This window comes from Agrobacterium tumefaciens (genome assembly GCA_025559845.1).
In the GTDB taxonomy this organism is placed as follows: domain Bacteria; phylum Pseudomonadota; class Alphaproteobacteria; order Rhizobiales; family Rhizobiaceae; genus Agrobacterium.
Map to the genome: position 1 here is coordinate 2,384,125 of CP048469.1, position 24,133 is coordinate 2,408,257.

At 56.7% G+C, this 24,133-nt stretch carries 22 protein-coding genes; 8 read left to right on the plus strand and 14 right to left on the minus strand.

The window, feature by feature from the left end; genetic code table 11:
- Positions 1 to 2,082, plus strand: a complete 2,082-nt coding sequence (locus tag FY156_12120) for a hypothetical protein (GenBank protein UXS02155.1) — start codon at positions 1 to 3, stop codon at positions 2,080 to 2,082.
- Between the two features lie 104 nt (positions 2,083 to 2,186).
- Positions 2,187 to 2,600, plus strand: coding sequence for a GNAT family N-acetyltransferase (locus tag FY156_12125; protein UXS02156.1), 414 nt, complete (start codon positions 2,187 to 2,189; stop codon positions 2,598 to 2,600).
- A gap of 20 nt (positions 2,601 to 2,620) precedes the next feature.
- Here the strand turns inward: FY156_12125 and FY156_12130 are convergent, their stop codons facing one another.
- Together FY156_12130 and FY156_12135 are read right to left on the minus strand one after the other, a co-directional pair.
- Positions 2,621 to 3,934 carry an MFS transporter gene (locus FY156_12130; GenBank protein ID UXS02157.1) on the minus strand — a complete coding sequence of 438 codons (1,314 nt, stop codon included), beginning with the start codon at positions 3,932 to 3,934 and terminating at the stop codon, positions 2,621 to 2,623.
- Positions 3,935 to 4,015: 81 nt separating this feature from the next.
- Positions 4,016 to 4,585 (minus strand): N-acetyltransferase, encoded by a 570-nt coding sequence (locus FY156_12135; protein ID UXS02158.1) that lies wholly within the window; start codon positions 4,583 to 4,585, stop codon positions 4,016 to 4,018.
- Between the two features lie 293 nt (positions 4,586 to 4,878).
- On the opposite strand from FY156_12135, the gene FY156_12140 reads away from it, so the two are divergent.
- Positions 4,879 to 5,871, plus strand: a complete 993-nt coding sequence (locus FY156_12140) for a glutathione S-transferase family protein (protein ID UXS02159.1) — start codon at positions 4,879 to 4,881, stop codon at positions 5,869 to 5,871.
- Here FY156_12140 and FY156_12145 read toward each other — a convergent pair whose 3' ends face one another.
- Complete coding sequence (locus FY156_12145; GenBank protein UXS03132.1) at positions 5,872 to 6,348, minus strand: NUDIX domain-containing protein; 477 nt, start codon at positions 6,346 to 6,348, stop codon at positions 5,872 to 5,874.
- Positions 6,349 to 6,429: 81 nt separating this feature from the next.
- Between FY156_12145 and FY156_12150 the strand changes: the two genes are divergently transcribed.
- Entirely contained in the window at positions 6,430 to 7,383 is a 954-nt protein-coding gene (locus FY156_12150) for a metallophosphoesterase (protein UXS02160.1), read from the plus strand.
- A gap of 102 nt (positions 7,384 to 7,485) precedes the next feature.
- Here the strand turns inward: FY156_12150 and leuA are convergent, their stop codons facing one another.
- The 5 genes from leuA to FY156_12175 all read right to left on the minus strand — a co-directional run bounded on the left by leuA (position 7,486) and on the right by FY156_12175 (position 12,789).
- Complete coding sequence (leuA, locus tag FY156_12155; GenBank protein ID UXS02161.1) at positions 7,486 to 9,195, minus strand: 2-isopropylmalate synthase; 1,710 nt, start codon at positions 9,193 to 9,195, stop codon at positions 7,486 to 7,488.
- A 301-nt stretch (positions 9,196 to 9,496) separates the two neighbouring features.
- Positions 9,497 to 10,681, minus strand: coding sequence for a benzoate/H(+) symporter BenE family transporter (gene benE / locus FY156_12160; protein UXS02162.1), 1,185 nt, complete (start codon positions 10,679 to 10,681; stop codon positions 9,497 to 9,499).
- Between the two features lie 85 nt (positions 10,682 to 10,766).
- The gene (locus tag FY156_12165; GenBank protein ID UXS02163.1) at positions 10,767 to 11,414 is read right to left on the minus strand and encodes a DUF1109 family protein; all 648 of its coding nucleotides are present in this window, start codon (positions 11,412 to 11,414) and stop codon (positions 10,767 to 10,769) included.
- Positions 11,411 to 11,926 carry a sigma-70 family RNA polymerase sigma factor gene (locus FY156_12170; protein ID UXS03133.1) on the minus strand — a complete coding sequence of 172 codons (516 nt, stop codon included), beginning with the start codon at positions 11,924 to 11,926 and terminating at the stop codon, positions 11,411 to 11,413. The genes FY156_12165 and FY156_12170 overlap by 4 nt, the downstream gene beginning before the upstream one ends.
- Before the next feature lie 281 nt (positions 11,927 to 12,207).
- Positions 12,208 to 12,789 (minus strand): ATP-dependent Clp protease proteolytic subunit, encoded by a 582-nt coding sequence (locus tag FY156_12175; protein UXS02164.1) that lies wholly within the window; start codon positions 12,787 to 12,789, stop codon positions 12,208 to 12,210.
- 232 nt (positions 12,790 to 13,021) lie between these two features.
- Here FY156_12175 and FY156_12180 point away from each other — a divergent pair, with 232 nt between their 5' ends.
- Together FY156_12180 and FY156_12185 are read left to right on the plus strand one after the other, a co-directional pair.
- Positions 13,022 to 13,612: a HupE/UreJ family protein gene (locus FY156_12180; GenBank protein ID UXS02165.1), complete on the plus strand. Its 591-nt coding sequence runs from the start codon at positions 13,022 to 13,024 to the stop codon at positions 13,610 to 13,612.
- 156 nt (positions 13,613 to 13,768) lie between these two features.
- Positions 13,769 to 14,503 carry a DUF2076 domain-containing protein gene (locus tag FY156_12185; GenBank protein UXS02166.1) on the plus strand — a complete coding sequence of 245 codons (735 nt, stop codon included), beginning with the start codon at positions 13,769 to 13,771 and terminating at the stop codon, positions 14,501 to 14,503.
- A gap of 67 nt (positions 14,504 to 14,570) precedes the next feature.
- Here FY156_12185 and queF read toward each other — a convergent pair whose 3' ends face one another.
- From queF to FY156_12210, 5 genes are all read right to left on the minus strand, one after another.
- Complete coding sequence (queF, locus tag FY156_12190) at positions 14,571 to 15,035, minus strand: NADPH-dependent 7-cyano-7-deazaguanine reductase QueF (protein UXS02167.1); 465 nt, start codon at positions 15,033 to 15,035, stop codon at positions 14,571 to 14,573.
- Positions 15,036 to 15,051: 16 nt separating this feature from the next.
- Positions 15,052 to 15,954: a cation transporter gene (locus FY156_12195; protein UXS02168.1), complete on the minus strand. Its 903-nt coding sequence runs from the start codon at positions 15,952 to 15,954 to the stop codon at positions 15,052 to 15,054.
- Positions 15,955 to 16,107: 153 nt separating this feature from the next.
- A complete protein-coding gene (locus FY156_12200; GenBank protein UXS02169.1) occupies positions 16,108 to 16,644 on the minus strand; it encodes a VOC family protein in 537 nt (178 codons plus the stop codon).
- A gap of 188 nt (positions 16,645 to 16,832) precedes the next feature.
- Complete coding sequence (locus FY156_12205) at positions 16,833 to 17,465, minus strand: LysE family translocator (GenBank protein UXS02170.1); 633 nt, start codon at positions 17,463 to 17,465, stop codon at positions 16,833 to 16,835.
- A 94-nt stretch (positions 17,466 to 17,559) separates the two neighbouring features.
- A complete protein-coding gene (locus FY156_12210) occupies positions 17,560 to 19,749 on the minus strand; it encodes an anthranilate synthase (protein UXS02171.1) in 2,190 nt (729 codons plus the stop codon).
- 317 nt (positions 19,750 to 20,066) lie between these two features.
- On the opposite strand from FY156_12210, the gene FY156_12215 reads away from it, so the two are divergent.
- Positions 20,067 to 20,918: an extensin gene (locus FY156_12215; protein ID UXS02172.1), complete on the plus strand. Its 852-nt coding sequence runs from the start codon at positions 20,067 to 20,069 to the stop codon at positions 20,916 to 20,918.
- A gap of 53 nt (positions 20,919 to 20,971) precedes the next feature.
- On the opposite strand, the gene FY156_12220 is transcribed toward FY156_12215, so the two are convergent.
- A complete protein-coding gene (locus FY156_12220) occupies positions 20,972 to 23,188 on the minus strand; it encodes a TonB-dependent hemoglobin/transferrin/lactoferrin family receptor (GenBank protein UXS03134.1) in 2,217 nt (738 codons plus the stop codon).
- Positions 23,189 to 23,602: 414 nt separating this feature from the next.
- On the opposite strand from FY156_12220, the gene FY156_12225 reads away from it, so the two are divergent.
- A complete protein-coding gene (locus FY156_12225) occupies positions 23,603 to 24,124 on the plus strand; it encodes a TIGR00645 family protein (protein UXS02173.1) in 522 nt (173 codons plus the stop codon).
- Positions 24,125 to 24,133 lie beyond the last annotated feature (9 nt).

Sequence of the window (24,133 nt, forward strand, 5' to 3'; positions counted from 1 at the left end):
ATGAACCTGACCTTCGCCCCCTTCTTGCCCTGGATCGTAATTGCCGTTCTTGCTGTTGCCGCGCTGGCGCTCGCCGTTATCGGCCTGTGGCGTGGTGTTCGCGGTGCATGGCTGCGCGGGCTGGCCCTCGCCGCTCTTTTGCTCGCCATCGCCAATCCGCTTCTGACCAACGAAGAACGAGAGCCGCTCTCGACCATCGTTCCCGTCATCGTCGATCGTTCGCAAAGCCAGGACGTGCAGGACAGGCCACAGACGACGGATCAGGCTCTTGCGAGCCTGCGTGATCGCCTGTCGCGTTTTCCACGCATTGAACCCCGCATCGTCGAAGTGCGTGACGATGCCGAAAGTGATGCCCCGGCGACGCAGCTCTTCTCGGCTCTTTCTTCTGCCGTCTCGGACGTATCGCCGTCTCGCATCGGCGGCGCAATTTTCCTCAGCGACGGACAGATCCACGATATTCCGAATGCCTCGCCGAATGCGGAGCAGGCACTTGGCTTCCGCGCTCCGATACATGGTCTGATTACCGGTAAGGCCGATGAATTCGATCGCCGTATCGAAATCGTCCGCGCCCCCCGCTTCGGCATCGTCAACGAAGAACAGCAGCTGACCTTCCGCGTCTTCGATGACGGCCGTTCGCAAGGTGGCGCCGCCGAGGTGACGGTGAAGATGAACGGTGAGAAAATCGCGACGCTGCAGGCAACGCCCGGTCAGCCGACGCCGTTCAGCTTCCGGGTACCGCGCGGCGGCAACAATGTCATGGAGTTCTCGGTCGCAGGCCTTCCCGGCGAGGTGACAACCGCCAACAACCGCGCCGTTCATCTGATCGAAGGCATTCGTCAGAACCTGCGTGTGCTGCTCGTTTCAGGAGAACCTCACGCAGGCGAACGCGCCTGGCGCAATCTTCTCAAATCCGACGCCTCCGTCGATCTCGTGCATTTCACCATTCTCCGCCCACCGGAGAAACAGGATGGTACGCCGATCAACGAACTGTCGCTGATCGCCTTCCCCACCCGCGAACTGTTCGTGGAAAAGATCGAGGACTTCGATCTCATCATCTTCGATCGCTACCAGCATCGTGGCGTGCTGCCGATCCTCTATTATGACTACATCGCCCAATACGTCGAAAAGGGTGGTGCTCTGCTGATCGCGGCAGGTCCCGAACATGCCGGGCAGGATTCGATTGCCATGACGCCGCTTGCTTCCGTACTGCCAGCCCAGCCGACCGGACAAGTGCACCAGTCTGCCTTCTATCCGCGCCTTTCAGAAGCCGGCAAGAAGCATCCCGTCACCCGAGGCCTGGATGGTTCCGGTGAAGAGCCACCGCATTGGGGCCGCTGGTTCCGCACCATCAGCGTCGACCCGCCGCAGGGCCAGACCGTGATGCTCGGCGACGGACAAGATCCGCTTCTCGTCCTCAACCGTCAGGGTGAAGGCCGCGTTGCGATGCTGTTGTCAGACCAGGGTTGGCTCTGGGCGCGCGGTTTCGAAGGCGGCGGCCCGCACGTTGCACTGTACCGGCGCATCGCGCACTGGCTGATGAAGGAACCGGAACTCGAGGAAGAGGCGCTGACAGCGCGCGCCAATGGCCGCACGCTGGAAATCACCCGTCAGACGATCGGTGACGATCCAGGCCAGGCCTCGGTCACCTTCCCGTCCGGCAAGACGGAAAACATGGCCTTCACCAGCACAGAACCCGGTCTTTACAAGATCGAGCGACGAATGGACGAAACCGGCCTGTTCGAAATCAAGAACGGTGATTTTACCACACTCGTCCATGTCGGTGCAGTCGACGCGCCGGAATTCAAGGCGATGATCTCCACCACCGAAACCCTGCGGCCGCTGGTGGATGCCACCAAGGGCAGCATTCATCGTGTCGCCGATAATTCAGGCCGCGTTGCACTGCCCGATATCCTGCCGGTGCGCGGGGATATCAGGGTTACCGATGACGATCGCATGCTGATCCGCATGACCGATGAGACGGTCCTGAAGGGCGTGAATACGTTGCCGCTCTTTGCAGGGTTTGCGGGCCTTGCCGCCCTCCTCCTTGCCTTCTCGGCACTCTGGTGGCGCGAAGGCCGGTAAAACCGGCTTTCGCAAACAACACATGGCTCCCAATTCGCAATTGCGCGAGACGCAGGGATGGTTCATTTCCTCTTCCGTGAAGACAATTCCACGGAAGGCCGAAAATGGATTTTATCTTGAGCGACGTCGCGGATGCGGAAGCCGAAAAGGCGATTCGTGACCCGCTGGTGGCATATAATGTCGCCCGTTTTGGCGAGAGTGATCGGCGTGAACTCCTCATCACCATCCGCAACGATGACGGCACCGTAACTGGCGGCCTCGTTGGGTACACCGGTCGCGGCTGGCTTTATGTGCAGTTGCTGTTCGTGCCCGAAGATATGCGCGGACAGGGAACAGGTCCCAAACTTCTCGCCATGGCCGAGGAAGAGGCAAAAAACCGTGGTTGTATAGGTGCTTACATCGACACAATGAATCCCGACGCTCTCAGGCTCTACGAGCGCTCGGGTTTCAGCAGGATCGGTGCGCTCTCACCGCTTTCCAGTGGCCAGTCGATTACCTGGCTTGAAAAGCGGTTCTAGGTGATCTCGCGGAGCGCAGCTTATGCGAGCGCTGTGCGTCGCGTTTCGGCATTGATCCTTGTTGCTGCGATTGCTGCCAAGACCAGAAGCCCCGCAAAAATCCCCACAGCAAACCCGAAGCCCTGTGCAATGGCATAGCCAAGGATCGAGGGCGCCATAAGCCCGCCAAGGCGCGCCATGGCTCCAGCCGCCCCCATGCCGGTGGCGCGGGATTCGGTCGGATAGAGCTCCGGCGTATAAGCGTAGAGTGCTCCCCACGTGCCAAGCAGAGCAAAACTCATGATAAGCAGTGAAGCACCGACCATCAGGCTGCTGGGTGCTACCGTAAACAACAGGCAGCCGAGTGCGGAAAGCAGGCAGAAGCCGATGAGAGTCGGTTTGCGTCCCCATTTTTCGACACCATAAGCGGCAAGCGCATAACCGGGGATCTGCGCCAGAGCCACCAGCACAAGGAACCCATACCCCCGCACGAAACCGAAGCCATCGCCAGCAAGACGTGCCGGCATCCATGTAAAGATGCCGTAATAAGAGACGGAGACAAGAAACCAGATCGCCAGGATCATGATGCTGCGTTGCCTCAGCGCGGGCGAAAAGACACCTTGGCCCTTTACCGCCTCCGGTTGGACAAGACGCGTTCCAAAGTCCAGAAGCGGCTTGCCGTTTGCCTCGAGCATCCGGTTCACCACCTCTTTCGCCTCATCCAGGCGGCCGCTTCGCAACAGGTAAAGCGGTGATTCGGGAACCAGAAATCGCAAACCAAAACCCAAAATCGCCGGAACGGCCGTCACCACGAAAATGTAACGCCAGGCATCAAGGACGCCAGCCAGGCTCGCAGCCCAAGCAGCCAGGGCAACGATCAGCGTGCCGATGGCCCAGAACCCTTCGAGCAGAACAAGCCAGCGGCCGCGATTTTTCGCTGGCAGGAATTCGGCCATCATCGCGTAATCCACCGGCAAGGTGCCGCCAACGGCAGCGCCGGTCAAAAAGCGTAGCACCAGCAGAATGGTGAAATCCGGTGAGAAGGCAGACAATAGACCGAACACGGCATCGCATGCCACCGTGACGATCAGAACCCGGCGACGGCCGTAACGATCGGCCAGGCGCCCGAAAACGGCCGCGCCAATCAGCATGCCAAGAAAAAACGCTGTACCGGTCTGCAACGCCTGCGGAACAGTCAAACCAAAAGTTGCTGCAATGGAGGCCGCAGTAAACCCGACCGCCAGAACCTGCATGGCATCCGCCGTCCAGACGAGGCCAAAGATGCCCATCAACCGCCGCTGATACGAACCTGCTCCCGCCCGCTCCAGCGCCTCATTCATTGTGATCGCCGTCATCCTGCTCCCCTCGCCGAAATCGACATCAGATTGCTAGGTTGCGGTTGGTGAACGGTCAAGTACAGGGACTGAGATTTACGTTCAGGCGTAAGCCCGCAGCGGCTCTTCGAAGGCTTCGCTGTCCGTCTCGGACTCTGCCATGACGGCATCACACTTGCGCCAGCCAATCTTGCCCTTCAACCGCTGGTGCACATCCGTGCCAAGCGGCACGACCAGCACCCTGTTGGGATCGACAGGTCCGGGGAAATCCAAGGCGGCGTAAGCGACCTTTTCGAAACCGAGCGGCATGTAATACGGCGGGTCACCAATCAGGATAACCGCTTCAGAACCCTTGCGTTTCGCCGCAGCAATGGCAATCCGCACCAGCTCCCGTCCAATACCCATGTTCTTGTGCGACGGCCGTACAGCAAGAGGCCCAAGCATGTGGCCTTTCACTTGGCCGGCAAGAACAGGTGTCATCCGCACCGAAGCGATCGTTTCACCATCATCGGCGCAGATGAAAGACAGCACCCGGTCATGTGGACCCTGCTCACGAATACGCGCAGCAGCCCGTGTGTGACGGCCCGGGCCAAAAGCTTCTTCGTTGATGATTTCGATGATGGCGTCGTGCGACGCGTCCTCGGTGAGGTAGACCAGTTCGTGTTTGGACATGAAGAGACCGAAACTTCCAGAATGCTGATACGACAATAGATGACGGCTGCGCCGGTTAAGGCGTTCAGGAGCGTCAGCGTCGTCGGAGCATCCGTGTTTCGATCATGGTCGATAATTTCCTCAGAATTATGAAAATCGCAATTATCAGGAAAATTTCCGATCGTCCAGAACAAATATGACAAGTGATCCATTCTCCGACAATGATGCGGAAACGCATTGTTCACCGTGGCACGGATGCACATTCTGGTTGAAACGGCTAAGATTGGCGTGAGGAAACGTACAAGGAGACAATCATGGGCATGTTGGTGGAAGGCGTATGGCAGGACGTCTGGTACGACACCAAGGAAACCAAGGGGCACTTCAAGCGCAGCGCTTCGCAGTTCCGTAACTGGGTCACGGCGGACGGTGCTCCAGGTCCCTCCGGCCACGGCGGCTTCAAGGCTGAGGCCGGCCGCTATCACCTCTACGTTTCTTTCGCATGCCCGTGGGCACACCGTACCCTGATCTTCCGCAAATTGAAGTCGCTTGAAGATCTCATTTCTGTTTCAGTCGTCGACCCGCTGATGCTGGAAAAAGGTTGGGAATTCAAACCCGAGAGCACTCGCACACCCGGCGCCACGCCAGACCATCTCTTTGGTTTTTCAGCGCTCTCGCAACTCTACACCAAGGCCGATCCCAAATATTCCGGTCGCGTCACCGTTCCCGTACTGTGGGATAAACAGACTGAAACGATCGTTTCCAATGAATCCGCAGAGATCATCCGCATGTTCAACAGTGCCTTCGACGGGCTGACGGGCAATACTGCGGATTTTTACCCCAAAGCACAGCGCGAAGACATAGATGCGCTGAACGCCCTGATCTACGACACCGTCAATAACGGCGTCTACAAGGCCGGCTTCGCCACTACGCAGGAGGCTTATCAGGAAAGCGTTGTGAAGGTGTTCGAGACACTCGATCTGCTGGAGGAGCGCCTGAGAGACCGTCGCTTCCTGTTCGGCTCAAGCCAGACCGAAGCGGACTGGCGGCTGTTCACTACACTCGTCCGTTTCGATCCTGTCTATGTCGGCCACTTCAAGTGCAACATACACCGCATCCACGACTATCCGAACCTGACGGGCTATCTGCGTGACCTCTACCGCACGCCGGGCGTGCCAGAGACGGTTGAGATGCGCCACATCAAGGAGCATTATTACCGCAGCCACCGCACCATCAATCCGACAGGGATCGTTCCCGTCGGACCGGAACTGGATCTGAATACGCCGCGTGAGCGGCACAGTCTTGGCTGATTACCAGTAATCGCTGAACGCCGCCTCGCCTGCGAGCTCCGCAAGGCGACGGCGAGTGGCAGGCGTTACACCGTCAGGCAATTCCGACAGTGCGAAAAAACCGCTTTCGACGATCTCGTGATCCGGTTTCTTCGGCGCGGTCTGCTCGACCTGCAAACGATAGAGAACCACATGGTCGCGGTTACTCCCTTCCGTGTTGAGGTAGAGATGCACCAGCTCGGGGCTTGAGACAGCCTTGAGATTTCCCTCTTCACGGATTTCCTTGTGAAGCGCCATCGCCACCGTCTCACCGCGTTCAACGCCGCCGCCGGGCAGGTACCAACCAGGCAGATAAGAGTGCCTGACGAGAAAAATCCGCCCCTCCTCATCGTAGCACGCGGCCCTGACACCAACGGTTGCACCGCGGGTGAATAGAAAAATGAAATGAAGCAGGCGTATCAACACCCGTGAATGGAACGGCCGCGTATCACGGGGCATTGTTTCTTGGTTCACTCGCGCTCTTCTCCGGCGTCAGGCTTTCATTGGACGCGCTGCATATCATAGGGTATCTCTGCCGCCATGTTCAAACTCGCGCATATTTCAGACATACATCTCGGCCCGTTGCCGAAGCTTACTTTCCGGGAACTGGCATCAAAACGCATCACCGGTTTTGTTAACTGGCATCGCAATCGCCGCAAGCATCTTTTCACCGATACGTTGGAAAAACTGCTTGATGATCTCGAGACGAAAGCGCCTGATCATCTGGCGATTACCGGTGACCTCGTCAATCTCGCCACCGGCATCGAAATCCGCGCCGCCGCCGACTGGCTCGAAGAGGTTGGCACGCCAGAAACAACCTCGGTCGTTCCCGGCAACCACGACGCCTATGTCTCAGGTGCACACGACAAGGCCATGCATGCCTGGTACCCCTATGTGCGCGGTGATGGCGATCCCGACGAATGGGACGAGGATCGCAAGATTTTCCCTTATATGCGCGTCCGCGGACCTGTCGCACTCATCGGCTGCTCTACCTCGATTGCAACACCACCATTTTCCGCGACGGGATATTTCGGCAACAGGCAGGCCCGTGCCACAGCAGACCTTCTGAAAAAGGCCGGCGAGATGGGCTTGTTTCGCGTCGTGATGATCCATCATCCACCGATCCGCGGAGCTGCGGCAACCCACAAGCGCATGATCGGCATTCGCCGGTTTGCAGGCGCGCTCGGTGTCGGCGGCGCAGAACTCGTGCTTCACGGTCATACCCATCTCAACACGGTCTACTGGCTGAACACCCACCATGGCCGCGACCATATTCCCGTTGTCGGGATCGCGTCTGCAAGCCAGGGCCCAGGTGGCGAAAAACCGCGTGCAGCCTACAATCTCTTTAACATTACGGGTGAAGCCGGGGCGTGGAACGTAACCTGTGAGCGCCACAGTCTCAACGAAGCCGCAACCGGAGTTGAGCTGGAAGATGTTCGCGTTTTTTACGAAAACGGTCGCCCGCTGGGCTTTACCCGGCTGGATCGCGACTGACATCAGCCAGGGCCGTCATGCAGCTCTGACAGCATCACATTTGTCATCCTCGCCTCAGCGGCGAGGATGATGTCGAAGCCCCGTAAAGGACTGGATCGGCTGTTACTTCGCCCGCTCTTCCAGAACGCGGTTGGCAGCGGATACGATGGCCTCCAGCGAAGCGCCAACGATGTTGGTGTTAACACCAGCACCGAACAGTTTTCCGCCAGGGTGCTCCATTTCGACATAGGCGATTGCCGACGCGTTGGAACCGTGCTGCAGGGAATGTTCGGAGTAGTCATTTACCGACAGGTCGATGCCGAGGTAGACCGACAGCGCGTTGATGAAGCCATCAATCGGACCAGTACCTTTGCCCTCGATACGCTTGACCTCGCCATTGTCGGTAATTTCTGCTGCGACGACGCGCACACCCTTGAAATCACCTGCCGGATAAGTGTGGTGATCCACGAATTTCAGACGTGCATTGGGCTGCGTGACGTAACGTTCCATGAAACGCTCATGGATACGCTTGGCGGGCAGTTCCACACCTTCTTCGTCGGTAATGCGCTGGATGTCTTCGCGGAACTCGACCTGCAGGTTGCGCGGCAGGTTCAAGCCGTAGTCCTGCTGGAGAATATAGGCGATGCCACCCTTGCCAGACTGCGAGTTGATGCGGATGATCGCCTCATAGGAACGACCGACATCCTTCGGGTCGATCGGCAGGTAGGGCACTTCCCATACCGGATGATTGGCAACCTTGATGGCCTTCATGCCCTTGTTGATCGCGTCCTGATGCGAACCGGAAAACGCCGTATAGACCAACTCGCCGACGTAAGGGTGACGTTCCGGGATCGTCATTTCGTTGGAATATTCATAGACGGACTTGATACGCTCGATATCACGGCAATCCAGGCCCGGATCGATGCCCTGCGTGTACATGTTCAATGCCAGTGTCACAACGTCCACATTGCCGGTACGCTCGCCGTTGCCGAACAGCGTGCCTTCCACACGGTCAGCACCCGCCATCAGAGCCAATTCTGTTGCAGCGATGCCCGTGCCGCGGTCGTTGTGCGGATGCAGGGAGATGATGACATTTTCGCGGTTGTCGATGTTGCGGCACATCCACTCGATCTGGTCGGCATAGATGTTCGGTGTCGCCATCTCCACGGTGGACGGCAGGTTCAGGATGAGTTTGTTGTCGGCCGTCGGCTTTATCTCGGCGATCACGGCGTTGCAGATCTCCAGAGCCACGTCCAGCTCCGTGCCGGTGAAGCTTTCCGGCGAATATTCGAAGCGATAACCACCGCCGGCCTTGGCCGCCATATCGGTAATCATCTTGGCGGCATCGACGGCGATCTGCTTGATACCGGCAACATCCTTGCCGAACACGACACGGCGCTGCAACTCACTGGTGGAGTTGTAGAAGTGGATGATCGGATTTTTCGCACCTTCCAGCGCCTCGAAGGTGCGGGTGATCAGTTCAGGACGGCACTGCACCAGAACCTGCAGGGACACGTCATCCGGAACATTGCCTTCTTCCACGCACCAGCGGGCAAAATCGAAGTCAGTCTGCGAGGCGGACGGAAATCCGATCTCGATTTCCTTGAACCCCATATCCAGCAGCAGCTTGAACATGCGCGCCTTGCGATCATGTCCCATCGGATTGACGAGCGACTGGTTGCCGTCGCGCAAGTCCACCGAACACCAGACGGGCGCCTTGGTGATGGTGTTGGAAGGCCAGGTACGGTCGGGAATGTTGATGGTCGGATAAGGGCGATACTTTACGTTCGCGTCCGGCATACCCTTGGAAACGGTGTTGGTCTTGGCGTCCATTGTCTTTGCTCCTTCCGCGTCCACGATGCTCGTCGGCTATCGGCGGATGCGTACCCCTTACGGGCCTAAATCATATCAAATGAGATTTCGAGTTGAGGAGCGTTCGCACCAGCGGGCTTTCGGCCGCCGGGCGCTCCTCACTGGACCCGGCAACCGCGTGTAAGGTCGAGGCTAAGAAGCGAGAGTGCACCGCATGGCGAAGCGTTCGCAGAAATCTGCGCCTTCATGCCGAAAAAGGTTGCGATGCAATTGGTCATGCCTGAGCTTATAAGCGGCGAAATATTCTGTTGCAAGAGCAAGTTTAATTTTTCATTCGTTTCACGAAGCCGGTCAGAGCCATCATCAACCCTCCCCCGAGCAGGCCCCAGAAAGCACCGGAGATCCCCGCGAAAGACAGGCCGGAAGCGGTAATCAGGAAAGTGATGGCAGCCGCCTCACGCGTCTCGGCATCCTTGAAGGCGGCAACCGCCGAACCGGAAAAAGCACCAACCAGTGCAAGGCCGGCAACGGCTTGAATGAGAATGGGCGGAGCAAGTGCCACGAATGCCGTCACCACACCAGCCAAGAGGCCAAGGATGATGTAACCGATGCCCGCAATAATCGCCGCCCAGTACCGTCGCTTCGGATCGGCATGGGCATCCTCGCCCGCGCACATGGCGGCGGTAATGGCCGCAAGATTGACAGCGTGGCCACCGAAAGGCGCCGATAGCAGGGAAAACAGGCCGGTGGTCGCAAACAACGGTCCAGGTTGCGGATCGTAGTGATTGACTTTCAGGACGGCGATACCGGGAATGTTCTGCGATGCCATAGTGACGATGAACAACGGCAGCGCAATCGAAATGACCGCCTGCAGATTGAAAATCGGCGTCACCCACTCTATCGGCGGCGCCAGCGACTGTGCCAGGCTGTCGAGTGCACCTGCCGGGATCTCCACACCGAAAACCATCACCAGAACGAAGGCGGCGAGTGCAGCCGGGACGGCATAAAGCCGCTTGAAAGCCCCAACAATGATCCAGGCAAGGATGATCGGCAGACCGAGCGCCGGGTTGAAACCAATGGCTTTGACAGGAGCAAAACACAGGCCAATGATCACGCCAGAAAGCATGGCGTTGGCAAGCGGCGCCGGGATCGAGGCCACCGCCCGACCAAGCGGCTTGAAAAGTCCAGCAATGATGATGAGCACAGCGCAGATGATGAAAGCGCCCACGGCGGCGGGAAAGCCGCCATCGATCACACCGGTGGTGGCCAGAAGTGCGGCCCCCGGTGTCGACCACGCTATGCTGATTGGCAGTCTCGTCGAGACTGACAGAACGATGGCACAAAGACCCATGGCCACAGAAAGCGCCATCAGTGCGGATGCTGCCTCATAGTCCGTTGCACCGACACCTTTCAGCCCCTGCAGCACCACGGCGAAGGAACTGGCGAAACCGACAAAAGCGGTCAGGCAACCCATGAACAGGCTCTGGACGGAGAGATCTTTCAGCATGGCGGGACTCGGATTTTTCGTCTGACCTGCAGATCAAAAAAAGCGGGCACTGGCAAGCCGCACTGGAAATGAAAGGGTACTCATCCTACCAGCGCAGCAAGCGACGGCCGGCAAAAGCTCCGATCAGGCCCGTCAGGAAAATACCGAGAGAATACCAGATCAACACGAAAGGCATGCCATTTTCCGTGCAGAACCATGAATAGACCCAGGCACCCGATGCGCCGGCGGCAATGCCGCCGACAAAACCAGCGAGGCAGGGACTGGCCGGGGCGGCAACCCGCCTGAGCGCCGAAAGGTTCGCGAGGAAAACAGGCAAAGCAAAAGCCACGATCAAGATCGGGCAATGCAGTGCCGACGAGCCGATAATCAGCGTCCGATAAGCATCCGGGACGGCAAACCCCAATTGTACGAGCGCGATGGCGGCCATTGCGGCAAGAACCAGCGATACCCAGACAAAAAAGTAGCCCCGGTCTCCGTCCGGGCGGGACAGACGTATGAACGCAACAAAAGCGATGGCGGCCAGCAGGGCGTTGTAAGCGGACTTGATCCAGAACGCCAACTCGGTCCGGGCTTCGATCATATCGCTTCGAAGACCGAGAAAAACGAGCAACAGCAGCAACGAGACACATAAGGCGGGAAAGACCGCGAACACCAGCCGCCGCTCCAGGGCATGCGCAGGCACAGACTGAAGATCGCGCGTCAGGCTCTCGATGATGTCATCCGTCTTTTTCACGTTTCTCCTCGCAACTTCTGCGCCAACGCCTTCAGTGTTCTGTGAATACCCACGCGCGCCGCCAACTCTGTCTGACCTGATTTGATGGCAGCATCGGCAATCGATTGCCCCTCAAGTTTTACATTGCGGATCAACTCTCGTTGTTGCGGCGGCAGGCTTTCCAGCAACCTTTCCACATCCATGCGGGCCGTCACCGCATCCACAGACGAATCCGCCGCCAGCGTCTCATCGAGTTCAACTTCGGCCAACATCCGCCCGCCCCGGCCCCGATAATGATCGATAAGCTTGTAGCGGGCGATCGAGAAGAACCAGGCGGTAAATGGCCGCGTCCGATCATAGGTCTCACGACGGGCATGCAGCGACAACAGCGTTTCCTGCACGAGATCTTCAAGATCGGCCTTGATGCCGGGGATCATGCGTCGCCCATAATAGGCCACCAGCAATGTCCGAAGGGCATGGAGCAAATGCCTGTAAGCGCCCTCGTCCCCATCAAGGGAACGCAGCATCAGCATCTTCAAGGTCTCTTCCGTAACGGTGCTTGTCATCTTTTCTGCAGGTTCATTCGAAAGCAGACCGACATTGTTACACGCAAATACAAAAATTTTTCGAGCGAAAAACGATAACACCACCGTGAGGCGGTTACGTCGAGACCAAAACCGCGCACATGAATGATGGAAATCTTCGTGTGCAGAAGCCATAGCGGCTCAATGAAGTCTGTCTCGTCCGCCAGCAAAAACAAAAGCCCGCACTGCAATGCAGTGCGGGCTTGTATTCAACCGGAAAGCGGATGCTTTCAGAGTTCTGACTGGTTCTCGACGATCTTGCCGACAAGGCCGTAATCCTTGGCTTCCTCAGCGGACAGCCAGTAGTCACGGTCGGTATCCTTGGCAATTTTTTCGACCGGCTGGCCGGTTGCCTTGGAGAAAATCTTGTTCAGGCGCTCGTTCATCTTGATGATTTCGCGGGCCTGAATTTCGATGTCGGACGCCATGCCGCGCGTGCCACCAGAGGGTTGGTGCAACAGGAAGCGGGTGTTCGGCAGGCAAAGGCGGCGTTCTTTCGGAACCGATACGTAAATCAGCGCACCGGCGGAAGCGACCCAACCGGTCCCGATGATGTATACCTTCGGCTTGATGAACTTGATCATATCGTGGATGGAGTCACCCGATTCGACATGGCCACCCGGCGAATTCACGTAAACGCGAATGTCTTCGTCGCTGGCTGCAGCCAAAGCCACGAGCTGCGTGCAGACTTTCTGCGCCAGTTCCTGAGTGATACCGCCATAGATGAAGATCGAACGCGATTTGAAAAGATTCGCTTCCGTTTCCTTCCCGATCGGCAGTTCCTTGCTCTTGTCGTCTTCGTCTTCGTTCATCAACGGCTCTCCAGCGTAATTCTATGCATGCCCTTCGGACATAGTGCGACTTGTTACGTAAGGCAATGAGCGAAAAAGGCAAGGTTTCGGACCACAGAATAAACAACGGCACCGGCAGATGACGCATGGACAATTTCTTCACAGTTACGATATCGTTGCCAATGTTGCATTGCCTGCCGGTTCAAAGATGCCCCAAGCTCCTTGGCCGGCGATAAAGATCAAAGAGGGAACCATGCTCAAAAAACTGAGCTTTACCGCAGCCGCACTTGGCTTGACCACCCTGCCCGCTTTCGCGCACCTCAACCCGGAAGAGCATGGCTCTTTCATGGCCGGTGTGTCGCATCCGTTCTTCGGCGCTGACCATATTCTGGCAATGGTCGCGGTCGGCATCTGGGCGTCACAGATAGCGTTTGCCCAAAACGACCGCAAAGCACTCTGGATTGTTCCCTCCGCTTTCGTCGGCACAATGGCAATCGGCTTCCTGTTGGCCGTATCCGGCCTCGATCTGCCATTCGTAGAACCTGCCATTCTGGCATCCGTCATCGGCCTTGGTCTGCTCGTTGCCATGGCAGCCAAGCTTCCGACCGCTGCAGCAGCGGCGGTCGTTGGCATTTTTGCCCTCTTTCACGGCCATGCACATGGCGGAGAACTTGGCAGCGCGGGCGCGTTGCAGTTTGGTATCGGCTTCATGATCGCAACCGCAATCCTGCATGCCGCCGGTATCGCCCTTGGTCTTGGCATTGGCCGTTTCGGTAACATCGCTGCCCGTGCCGCCGGCGCCCTGACAGCACTTGCCGGCCTTTCGCTCGTCTTCGGCGGCTAAGGTCATTCCAGAAAAGACGTCGTATTAACGATCAAAGCCTCATCCTGGGATGCTCCAGACCATTACCGAAATTTAAAGTTCCGGATGCTTTGAAAAGCCGGAATTGCAGCATACTTCCTTATCGTGGATTTTCGCTTCACGGTAAGGAGGCACAAGATGTCACCGGAAGAAACCCAACTTCTCAAGGCCCTTTTCGACAGGACCAAAGCCGCCTCGGCAACACCGCGCGACCGCGAGGCGGAAACGTGGATCGCCGATCAGGTGCGTGATCAACCAGACGCGCCCTATTATCTCGCCCAGGCCGTCATCGTGCAGGAAAAAGGGCTGGAAGCGGCAGCGGCCCATATTCGCCAACTTGAAGAACGCATTCGCGATCTGGAAACGGGAAGCGCCGACCAGCATCGGGGAACGCAAGGCGGTTTCCTGAGTTCGATCTTCGGCACCAGTCAACAGCAAACGTCGCCGCCGGCTCCACAACCGGCAGCAGTCTATCGCAACGATACGGCTGGTCAGACGGCGGGGCCGTGGGGCCGTGCCAATGAACAGCCGCAAGCGGGTGGACCATGGAGCGGACAGACGTCTGGTTTCGGACGGTCTTCCGGCGGCAGCTTCCTGCAAGGGGCGCTTGGTACCGCAGCGGGCGTTGCGGGCGGAATGTTACTTGCAAATTCGCTCAGCGGACTTTTCAGCAACCATATGTCGTCGCTTGGCCTGGGATCACCTTTCGGAGGCAATCCGGCAGGCAATGCGCCTGTCGAAGAAACCGTCATCAACAATTACTACGGTAGCGACGCTGACCAGCAGAACGACAATGACGATCTGCAACAAGCCGACTACGACGACGATAACGACACGGATTTTGATTCAGGCGACGACAGTTCCGTCGCCTGATCATGCACCGCTGCCTCACGATGAGAGGCAGCGACCGTCGACTTTTCAACGCCCGTACAGCGCCGGATCAGCCGCGACCGCGATACGTCGCCACACCCTGATCCGGTAACCAGACGCCTTCCGGGGCCGCGCCGGTCTGCCAGAATACGTCGATCGGAATTCCGCCGCGCGGATACCAGTAAGCGCCGATGCGAAGCCATTTCGGCTGCAGCAGGTCAACAAGACGCTTGGCGATGTAGACTGAGCAATCCTCGTGGAACGCACCATGGTTGCGGAACGATTGCAGGAAGAGCTTCAGGGACTTCGATTCCACCAGAAAATCGCCCGGAATATAGTCGATGACAATGTGGGCGAAATCCGGCTGACCCGTCATCGGGCAAAGCGAGGTGAATTCCGGCGCGGTAAAACGCACGACGTAATCGGTACCGGCATTGCCGTTCGGTACTTTTTCGAGAACGGCCTTTTCCGGGCTTTCTGGCGTGTCAACTTTCGCGCCCAGCTGCGAAAGACTGGAAACATCCGTCACGGACATAAAAAACTCCTGTGGTTCATAAGACGACTTTGACGCCGTGGGCCTTTTCGCCTTCCGGCTCAACGTGAATGGCAAGGCTGGCGCCCGATATGACGTCCCTTATGGCATCTTCAAGGCGGTCGCAAATATCATGCGCTTCCCGCACCGTCATGGTCGCCGGCACGACGACATGAAAATCGATAAAGGCGGCCGCGCCCGCACGACGGGTTCTAAGGTCGTGCACCCCGATAATACCATCGCAATTGTCGGCAATCGCCTTCTTGATGGCTTCGTCTTCTTCCGGCTCGACCGCTCGGTCCATCAGACCGCCCAGCGAATGCAGGATAACTTTCGATCCTTGAAACAGAATGTTGATTGCGACAACGACAGCAAGCAACGGATCAAGGATAGCATAACCGGTCAGCAAGGCCAGAACGAGACCAATCAGAACGCCGGCCGATGTGACGACGTCCGACATGATGTGATGCCCATCCGCCTTCAATGCGGGAGACGCGTATTTTTTGCCGACGCGGATCAGAATAGTCGCCCAGACGGCGTTGATACCCCCGGCAAAAGCATTGATGGCAAGACCAAGGACAGGTGCTTCCGGCAAGCGCGGATTGAAAAGCGCACCCCACGCCTCCTGCACGATCAAAAGGGCGGCAACGACGATGAGTACCCCCTCCAGGACGGCAGACATGTACTCCGCCTTGTGATGGCCGAACTGATGATCGTCATCGGCAGGTTTTTGCGCATAGCGGATGACGAAGTAGGCAACAAATGCCGCAACCACGTTCACCGTCGATTCCAGACCATCCGAAAGCAGCGCCACCGACCCCGTGACCCACCATGCCAGAAGCTTTAGGCCCAATACGCCGATTGAAAGCGGAATACCCCAGAATGCGAGCTTCCTGACGAGTGCGTTACCTTCGCTGTTCATAATGTCCCCGTGCGGATGCGAATGAATTGCAGGACTGGCTGCCAAAACGAAACGAACCGCGCACACGGGTTGGCCCCGTGTGCGCGGTTCGATATCGGCTTTCTATCGTTCAAACCGCTTCAAAGGTCAAGACCTGGCGGAAATCAGCCATTTTCAGTCGCGTTGCTCACAAAAACGAATGCGATTGCTGAAAGGGTCGGTGACCTGCATCACGTCACCCCAGGGTTCGCTCTCTACACCCGGCTTCATGAAGGTGTATTGCTTCGCTGCCAGTTCCTTTTGAAAGGCGTGCACACCCTTCATCGTGACAAACACATTTGAGCCTGGCGTTGCATCGCCGTGATGGCCACTCAGATGCAGGCTCAGGCCCGCACGCGAAACCTGCATGTAGAGGGGGAAGTTTTCACCAAAGCGATGCTCCCAGTCGATCGTGAAGCCGAGGAACCCGACATAGAACTCCCGTGCCTTGTCTTCATCGAAAATGCGGATGATCGGCGATACGCGGTCGAAACCGATCCCCGCCCCTCGCTCCGACTCTTCGATTTTTGCTGCAAGCACATTCCAGTTGTCGCAATCGAATTGCCGAGCGACGATTTCCAGTGCCTGCGAATGGGAAATGGTTGTGCCGCCCTGTTCCAGCGACGACTTCAGTGCACGCGCCATCAGCTTGGCGTCGAGATAGTTGCGCATCTCTGCCTTGTCCTTTCGTATCGAGCGAAAGCCTTGTCAGTGCTCGCCTTGCCGACACGTTCGCTCATCAACGATGGACGTCAAGAAAGCGCAACTGAATACATTCACCATACCCAAAGGGCGCGAGCGGCAGGTTATATTCGACCTGCCGCTTTTCTAACCTATTTCAGCGATCGGGGAAAGCCGTATCAAGCGCGGCTGAGCAACAGCCGGATACCTGCAAATCCGAAAAACATCGCCAGAGCGCCTTCGATATACCGTCGGCTGCGCTGATAGACGCGGATGGCCGGAGCGGTTGAAAACAACAGGGCATAGCCGCAAAAGATGGTAATGCCGAGAACACCGCAGCCGACAAGGATAGCGGCGAGGGTCGATGCATCCGCTCCAGGCTGAAGGCCGATCGACATGATGGCAATCCAGCCGAGCACGGCTTTCGGATTGGCGATGTGCAATAGCAATCCGCGACGGTAAAGGGCCCGATAGTCCGGCACCGTAACGTCCGTTGCCACCATCGCCTTGGCTGGCTGGTGAGCCATGGCCGAGCGGGCGGACTTGAATGCCAGATAAAGGAGATAGAGACCACCGGCGATCTTGATGACGAATAACGCATGCGCGTAAGTCGCAAGCACGGCGGAAAGACCTGTCGCCGCGAGTGCTGCCCAGGACAGCGAGCCGGTAATCACGCCAAATGCAAGCATCAAGCCCGGTTTACGCCCCTGGCTCATGGCAACGCCCATGATCGCCATGTTGCTCGGACCAGGGCTGGCAACGGCAATGATGTAGGCTGCATAAACAAGAAGAAGGTGGTCGAGATGCTGCATGGCTGCGCGCTCTTTCGTGCGATTGGAGCTTTACCGGAATACATGCATTCTGATTGATCGGCGACATCTGTGCGAGGCCGCCGATCTGAAGCGATCAAGCCGCCTTCGTTTTCGCTTTGCGCGCCAGATGCGCCACAACGTTTTCGATCATCCGCATTCCCGCGTCCTGACCAAGCGTCATGATCGATTCCGGATGGAACTGGACCGCTGCGACTGGCTCCTTGGCGTGTTCGATACCCATGATCGTGCCGTCTTCGCTTTCCGCCGTGATGATGAAATCACGGTGCAAGGTAGCAGGATCAGCGAAGATCGAGTGATAGCGGCCGACAGTGACCTCTTTGCCAAGACCGGAGAACACCAGACCCGGCTCCAGAACGCGAATACGTGACGGCTTGCCGTGCATTGGCACAGCGAGCTGACGAAGTTCACCACCATAGGCTTCTGCCAAGGCCTGCAGGCCAAGGCAAACACCGAAGATCGGCAGATCGCGGGCACGCGCGGCTTTGATCGTCGCTTTACAATCAAAGTCGGTCGGGTTGCCTGGTCCGGGCGAGAGCACCACGAGATCGGGCTGGAAGCGGTCGAACACCTCGGCTGGAACCGGCGTGCGCACGGTCGAAACCGTCGCCCCGGTCTGGCGGAAATAGTTGGCGAGCGTGTGGACGAAGCTGTCTTCGTGGTCGACGAGAAGGATCTTCACACCGTGACCAACCTTGGCGGCATCGCGTTTGCTGGACGCCGAATTCGTTGCTTTCGCATCGCGAATGGCGGCGATCATGGCCGATGCCTTCAGTTCCGTTTCGGCTTCCTCTTCCTGCGGATTGGAATCATTGAGAAGCGTTGCACCGGCGCGAACCTCGGCAATACCGTCCTTTATACGAATGGTGCGCAACGTCAGGCCGGTGTTCATATCGCCGTTGAAGCCAACCATGCCGATCGCTCCGCCATACCAGGCACGCGGGCTCTTTTCGTGGCTCTCGATAAAGCGCATCGCCCAGAGCTTCGGTGCGCCTGTCACTGTGACCGCCCAGGCGTGGCTGAGAAAACCGTCGAAAGCATCCATGTCGTCGCGAAGGCGACCTTCAATGTGGTCGACGGTGTGGATCAGACGCGAATACATCTCGATCTGGCGGCGGCCGATAACCTTGACCGACCCCGGTTCGCAAACGCGGCTCTTGTCGTTGCGGTCGACGTCCGAGCACATCGTCAGCTCAGACTCATCCTTCTTCGAATTCAAGAGCTTGAGAATCTGCTCGCTATCGGCAATCGGATCGTCACCACGCTTGATGGTACCCGAGATCGGGCAGGTCTCAATGCGGCGGCCAGAGACACGGACGAACATCTCGGGCGACGCGCCGACCAGATATTCCTGATGTCCAAGGTTGATGAAGAAGGAATAAGGCGACGGATTGATGGCCTTGAGGCGGCGAGAAATATCGGATGGCTTGCTCTCGCAACGCTCCATGAACTTCTGACCAGGCACGACCTCGAAAAGATCGCCGCGACGGAAGCTCTCCTTGGCCTTGACCACGAGTTCTGCATATTCGCCGGGACGATGGTCTCCCTTCGGAGGAATGGTATCGGTCGTCTTGAATGGTTCCGGCGCAATGTCCGAAGATTTGCCGTCCGTCGTTACCCCGCCCTTTTCGAAATCATAGCGATCAATCCAGGCTTTGGCGGAATAGTGATCGACAACGAGAATTTCGTCCGGGAGAAACAGCACCATATCGCGCTGGTCTTCCGGGCGCGCAAGCGACAGCTTGATCGCGTCGAACTGGAACGCCAGATCGTAACCGAAGGCCCCGAACAGGCCGATGGCCGAGTCGGCACTGGAATAGAACAGATCGACAATGGCCCGCAACGCGGTGAAGACGGTCGGGATTTTCGAACGTTCTTCTTCCGTAAAGACACGGTCCGGTTCGTTGATCGTCAGATCAAGCCGGCGTGTCGTGGAGGCACCAAGCGTCAGATCAGGGGTCGCCTTCAGCTTCTCGGTGATGAAGGACAGCAGTACCTCGCCGCGGCCGTTGTAGGCCTCGATCCACATCTTGCGACCAAAGCAGGAAATACCGAGCGGCGGGTCGATGATCGCCGTGTCCCAACGGGTGTACCGACCCGGATATTCGTAGTTGGACGAGAAAACCGCGCCACGCTGGGTATCAAGCTTTTCGACATAGTTGTCGATCGCATTGGCGTAGTCGGCTGCACGGCGCTGACGGCTGACTTTGATGCCGCCTTTCGTCTCGTAAACTTCGCCACCGTCATCCTGAATGATCGTTACCATTTTCTCTCGTACTTCCCGTTGTTCAGACCCGATGACAGGCGGCAGAATAACAAAAAAGCCGCCTGAAATTTCGGGCGGCTTGGACTTGTCTTGTGAACATGACTGGTCAAGGCCGCGTAAAGCTGCTCCACCACCAGTTAGCAATGTTCTTGGACACGATGTTCATGGCGAAAATTGTTAGCGCGACGAAAGGCCGTTGGCAAGCAAAGATTCCCTTGAGTTTGCATGGCATGCATGGACGCGAACGAGAAGCCGCTGAACCATACCCGCCGCCGATGCGTTCATCCCGGACCTGACCGTAAGGAGGCTACGGCTAAATGCTGCATCGCGTGTTTTTTCTTCTGGCAAGTTTTCTGATGATTTCCGCTGCAGAACCGCCGCCCGATGTGCCCGTTCCGCAGCCCAAACCGGAACAGCAAACCGCGCCTACGGAGACGCAAGAACCGTCGGAAACCCAAAAGCCAACGCCCAAACCCGCGCCTCCCCAAAGCGAGAAATCTTCAGAGCCCGTTCAAGACGAGGACGAGAAAAAGGCCGATGAGCCGTCAAAGCCAGTAGAGGAAACGGCGAAGCCTGAAGAGGAGCAGCCAGAACCGGTCAAAGAAGAAGATCCCGCGGCCCTTCAGGCCTGCCTGGGCGCATTGAAGGAGATAGGCGCCGGGTTCAAGACACTCGCACCCATCCGCGATGAGGACGCAGGCTGTGGCATCGCATCACCCATCGAACTGTCGGAAATATTGCCTGGGATCAAGCTTGAGCCAGTGGGAACGATGCGTTGCGAGGCTGCGCTCGCACTTTCTCGCTGGACAAAGGACATGATGCTGCCAGCCGCGAACCTCGCCTTTCCCGACCGCAAGGTGACAGCAATCGCCAACGCGTCCACATATGTTTGCCGCAATCGCAACAGCGCCGAAAATGGCAAGATTTCCGAACATGCCAAAGGTAACGCCGTCGATATTTCCACCATCGCCTTCGACAAGGGCGAACCGCTGGTAATGAAGCCGCGCACGGAGGACGGCACACCCGAAGGCGCCTTCCAGAGAACGATTACAGCCGCAGCCTGCCTGTTTTTCCGAACGGTCCTCTCCCCAGGCAGCGACGCCACCCATCAGGATCATTTGCACCTGGACATTCTGGAACGAAAAGGCGACTTTCTCTACTGCCGATAATAAAAAAGGGGCGACCAAAGGCCGCCCCCGACTGGAGATGAAGTTCAGCTCCCTTAGAACCGCTGTGTCAGAGAGATTTTGAACGAACGGCCAGGTTCGGAATAGAACTCGTTGGCCTGAGAACCCGCAGTGCGAGCCGTGGCATAATCGTAATATGTCTTGTCGAAGACGTTATAGATGCCGGCATTGATCCGTAGACCCTTGACCTGCTCAGGCTCGTACCAAGCAGTCAAGTCAACGATACCATAACCCGGCGTCGAGAAATAACTTCTCTGACCGTTGGTGATGATGTCTTTGCCCCGTCCACCGTTTGCAGCAATCCAGTCGATCCCGACACCCCATGTCTCAGTATCATAAGCAGCACTTATAACGCCCTTGAGAGGTGAAACCGACTGAAGGAAGCTGCCATTATCGAGATTTTTGCCGTTCGCGTAGGCCAGACCAGCACGTAGGCTGAAACCATTGTCGAAGCGGGTATGAGCAGAGAGTTCCGCACCATAAATACGCGCCCGGTCAAGATTCACACCTCGCGTAATACCACCCTGTCGATAGTTATTGAGATCATATCCGAGAGCTGCCGCCTCGCTGGCTGTCAGACTCGCCGTTTCAATGAAGTTTTTGTAGCGATTGTAGAAGAGATTGATACGTCCACCGAGATCGTCGTCGCCAAAGTTGGCCCCAATTTCAAATCCGTTGCTCGTCTCGGACTCAAGATTAGGGTTGCCAAGACGTAGATAGGTTCCTGGACCACCGAATACGCTATACAGTTCACCCGCATTCGGAGCGCGGAAACCCATGGCCCACTGCGCGTACAGCTCCACTTTCTCAGAAACGTCGTACGCAGCGCGCACCTTAGGTGAAATTCCCACATCGTCAAACTCGCCGGGCAGTGCGGGGCGATTGGTATTGCGGGCGTACTCTGGCGTCATCTTCGGTGTATGTTCGACCCAGTCGAAACGGATGCCTGGGGTCAAAGAAAAGCCACTGGAACCAAATCCGATTTTGTCATCGAGGAAGAAACCAATCCGGTTGCTATCGACCTTCGGCGTATCAGCCTGATTGGTGTGCAGGTTTGCGCAAGCAGCGAACGCACCAGTATAAGGCAAGCGGCAATTATCAACACCGGATGAGTATTGTTCAGAGGTGCTTCGCGAAAGATCAAAACCAAATGTGACGTCGTGATTGAGTTGTCCGGTTGAGAAATCTTTCTGCAACGCGCCAATCAGGCCGAAGCTGTTTTCATCGTAGTCATTGAGACGGCTGATATTACCAACCACGCTTGTGGAACGATATCCAGTGTATCCGGTTTCGCGAGACTGTCTTTGCCAATATAGCGACGCCCAGGCGTTGTCTATCGGGCCGTCCTCGCCAATTGCCTCATAGTTATAGTCAAGAGAAATGCGATCGCGAGCGGATGCGTTATTCGTAGAATAATTTCCGGGAAGGTAGTTGTCGCGCGGACCCAGCACAGCCACCTGATTGATCTTGGAGTCCGTATCACGATCGATACGGAAACTTTCTGCCGTCAATCCTATGCGATGCCCCCCTTCCAAGTCTTGTCGTAACTTAAAGAGTAAGTTGTGCTGATCGTAATCAGAAGGATTGGCCTTAGTGCGGGTTGTGCCGTAGCTGTCGACACCTCCGTTGGTCTTACGCTCCTTTCCTTTCTTGTATCCGCCCTGAAACATGATCGAGGTATTTTCGATCTTCTTTGCCACTGCAATTGAAGGATCGTAACTCGTATCAGCGCTGTCAAAGGTGAACTTTGCGACGCCACCCCAATCGCGGCCATCTTGAATAAGGTCTTCAGGTTCAAGTGTGCGCAGACCAAGGACGCCCCCAAGAGCCCCTGATCCGGCACGGCTCGAATCTGCACCACGAACAACATCAACGGCAGAGAGGGAGGAGAAATTGAAAGTATCTAGACCACCAGTAGCACCTCGAGTGGCGTCTGAAAGATACCTTACTGGAATTCCGTCGATTGTGGTCAGCACGCGGTCGCCTTCAAGGCCTCGAATGTTGACGGAACCATTGCTCCGGTTGAATGACACTCCAGGCTGAGCGACACGTCCCAAATCCTCAATGCTCGTAATCTGCTTATTCTGGATTGTTGCTGCAGTCGTTTCGGTCGCAAGAGGCGTATCGGCAACTGTGCTACCAGCCTTAACGCGCTTGCCCTTCACCACAATCTGGTCAAGCGATGTTGTGCCGTTGGTCTGTGAGGTGTTTTCCTGAGATTGCGCTGCCGCTGCAATCGGAAGGAAGACCATGGCTGTGCAAAGAAGCAGCGCGGAATGTGAGCGCAGAATGGACATGAATTATACTACCCCCGGTACGCTGCGCGCACGAAAACACCGGCGCGCGAAAAAGCGCCCCGAGCTGTGAACACGGCGGAAACTGTTATGATTTGTTACGGCTTTCCCGTTATTCGAGGACTAAAAAACATGACATTAACTGTCAACATATTAAATATGACTCTAAGCATCATATTTTAAAGTAGTTTGCTGCGTTGCAAAAATGTAACAAAATGTTGCTGCGGGTGAAAAACCGGAAATATCTGTAAAAATGCAGCGGCAAATTCAAAGTCCGCATATTCGCACTTGATACAATATTGCCTGCCAGATTAGATGGCAGGTTCGTTTTGCCAATAACAAACATAACAGATAATCAAACGGATACGGACAATGAAGTCTCTTGAACTGCTCGTTGAGCGGATCATTCTCTCCAGCCGCTGGCTACTCGTCGCTTTTTATCTCGGCCTTGTTGCCGCACTTGCTGTCTATGCGTTTTCGTTCGCGCTCAAATTTTTCAAGGTCGCGAAGAACGTTTTCAACTACGACGAAGCCGATATGATCCTTGCGATGCTGGGTCTGATCGATGCCGCGCTGGTTGCCAGCCTCATTGTGATGGTGATGATTTCGGGTTACGAAAACTTTGTCAGCCGTTTTGATGAAGCCGACGGTGAGGTTTCCTTCCTCGGAAAGCTCGATGCTGGCAGCCTGAAGATCAAGGTCGCATCGTCTATCGTGGCAATCTCATCCATCCATCTGCTGCAGATCTTCCTGAACGCCAACCAATACACAGACAGCAAGCTGATGTGGTTCACCATCATGCATCTGGCGTTCGTCGTGTCTGCAGTCATGCTTGGCTACCTTGAAAAACTGATGGCGAAGTCGAAGGACAAACCCGAGAACCCGGCCATATAAATCAGAATC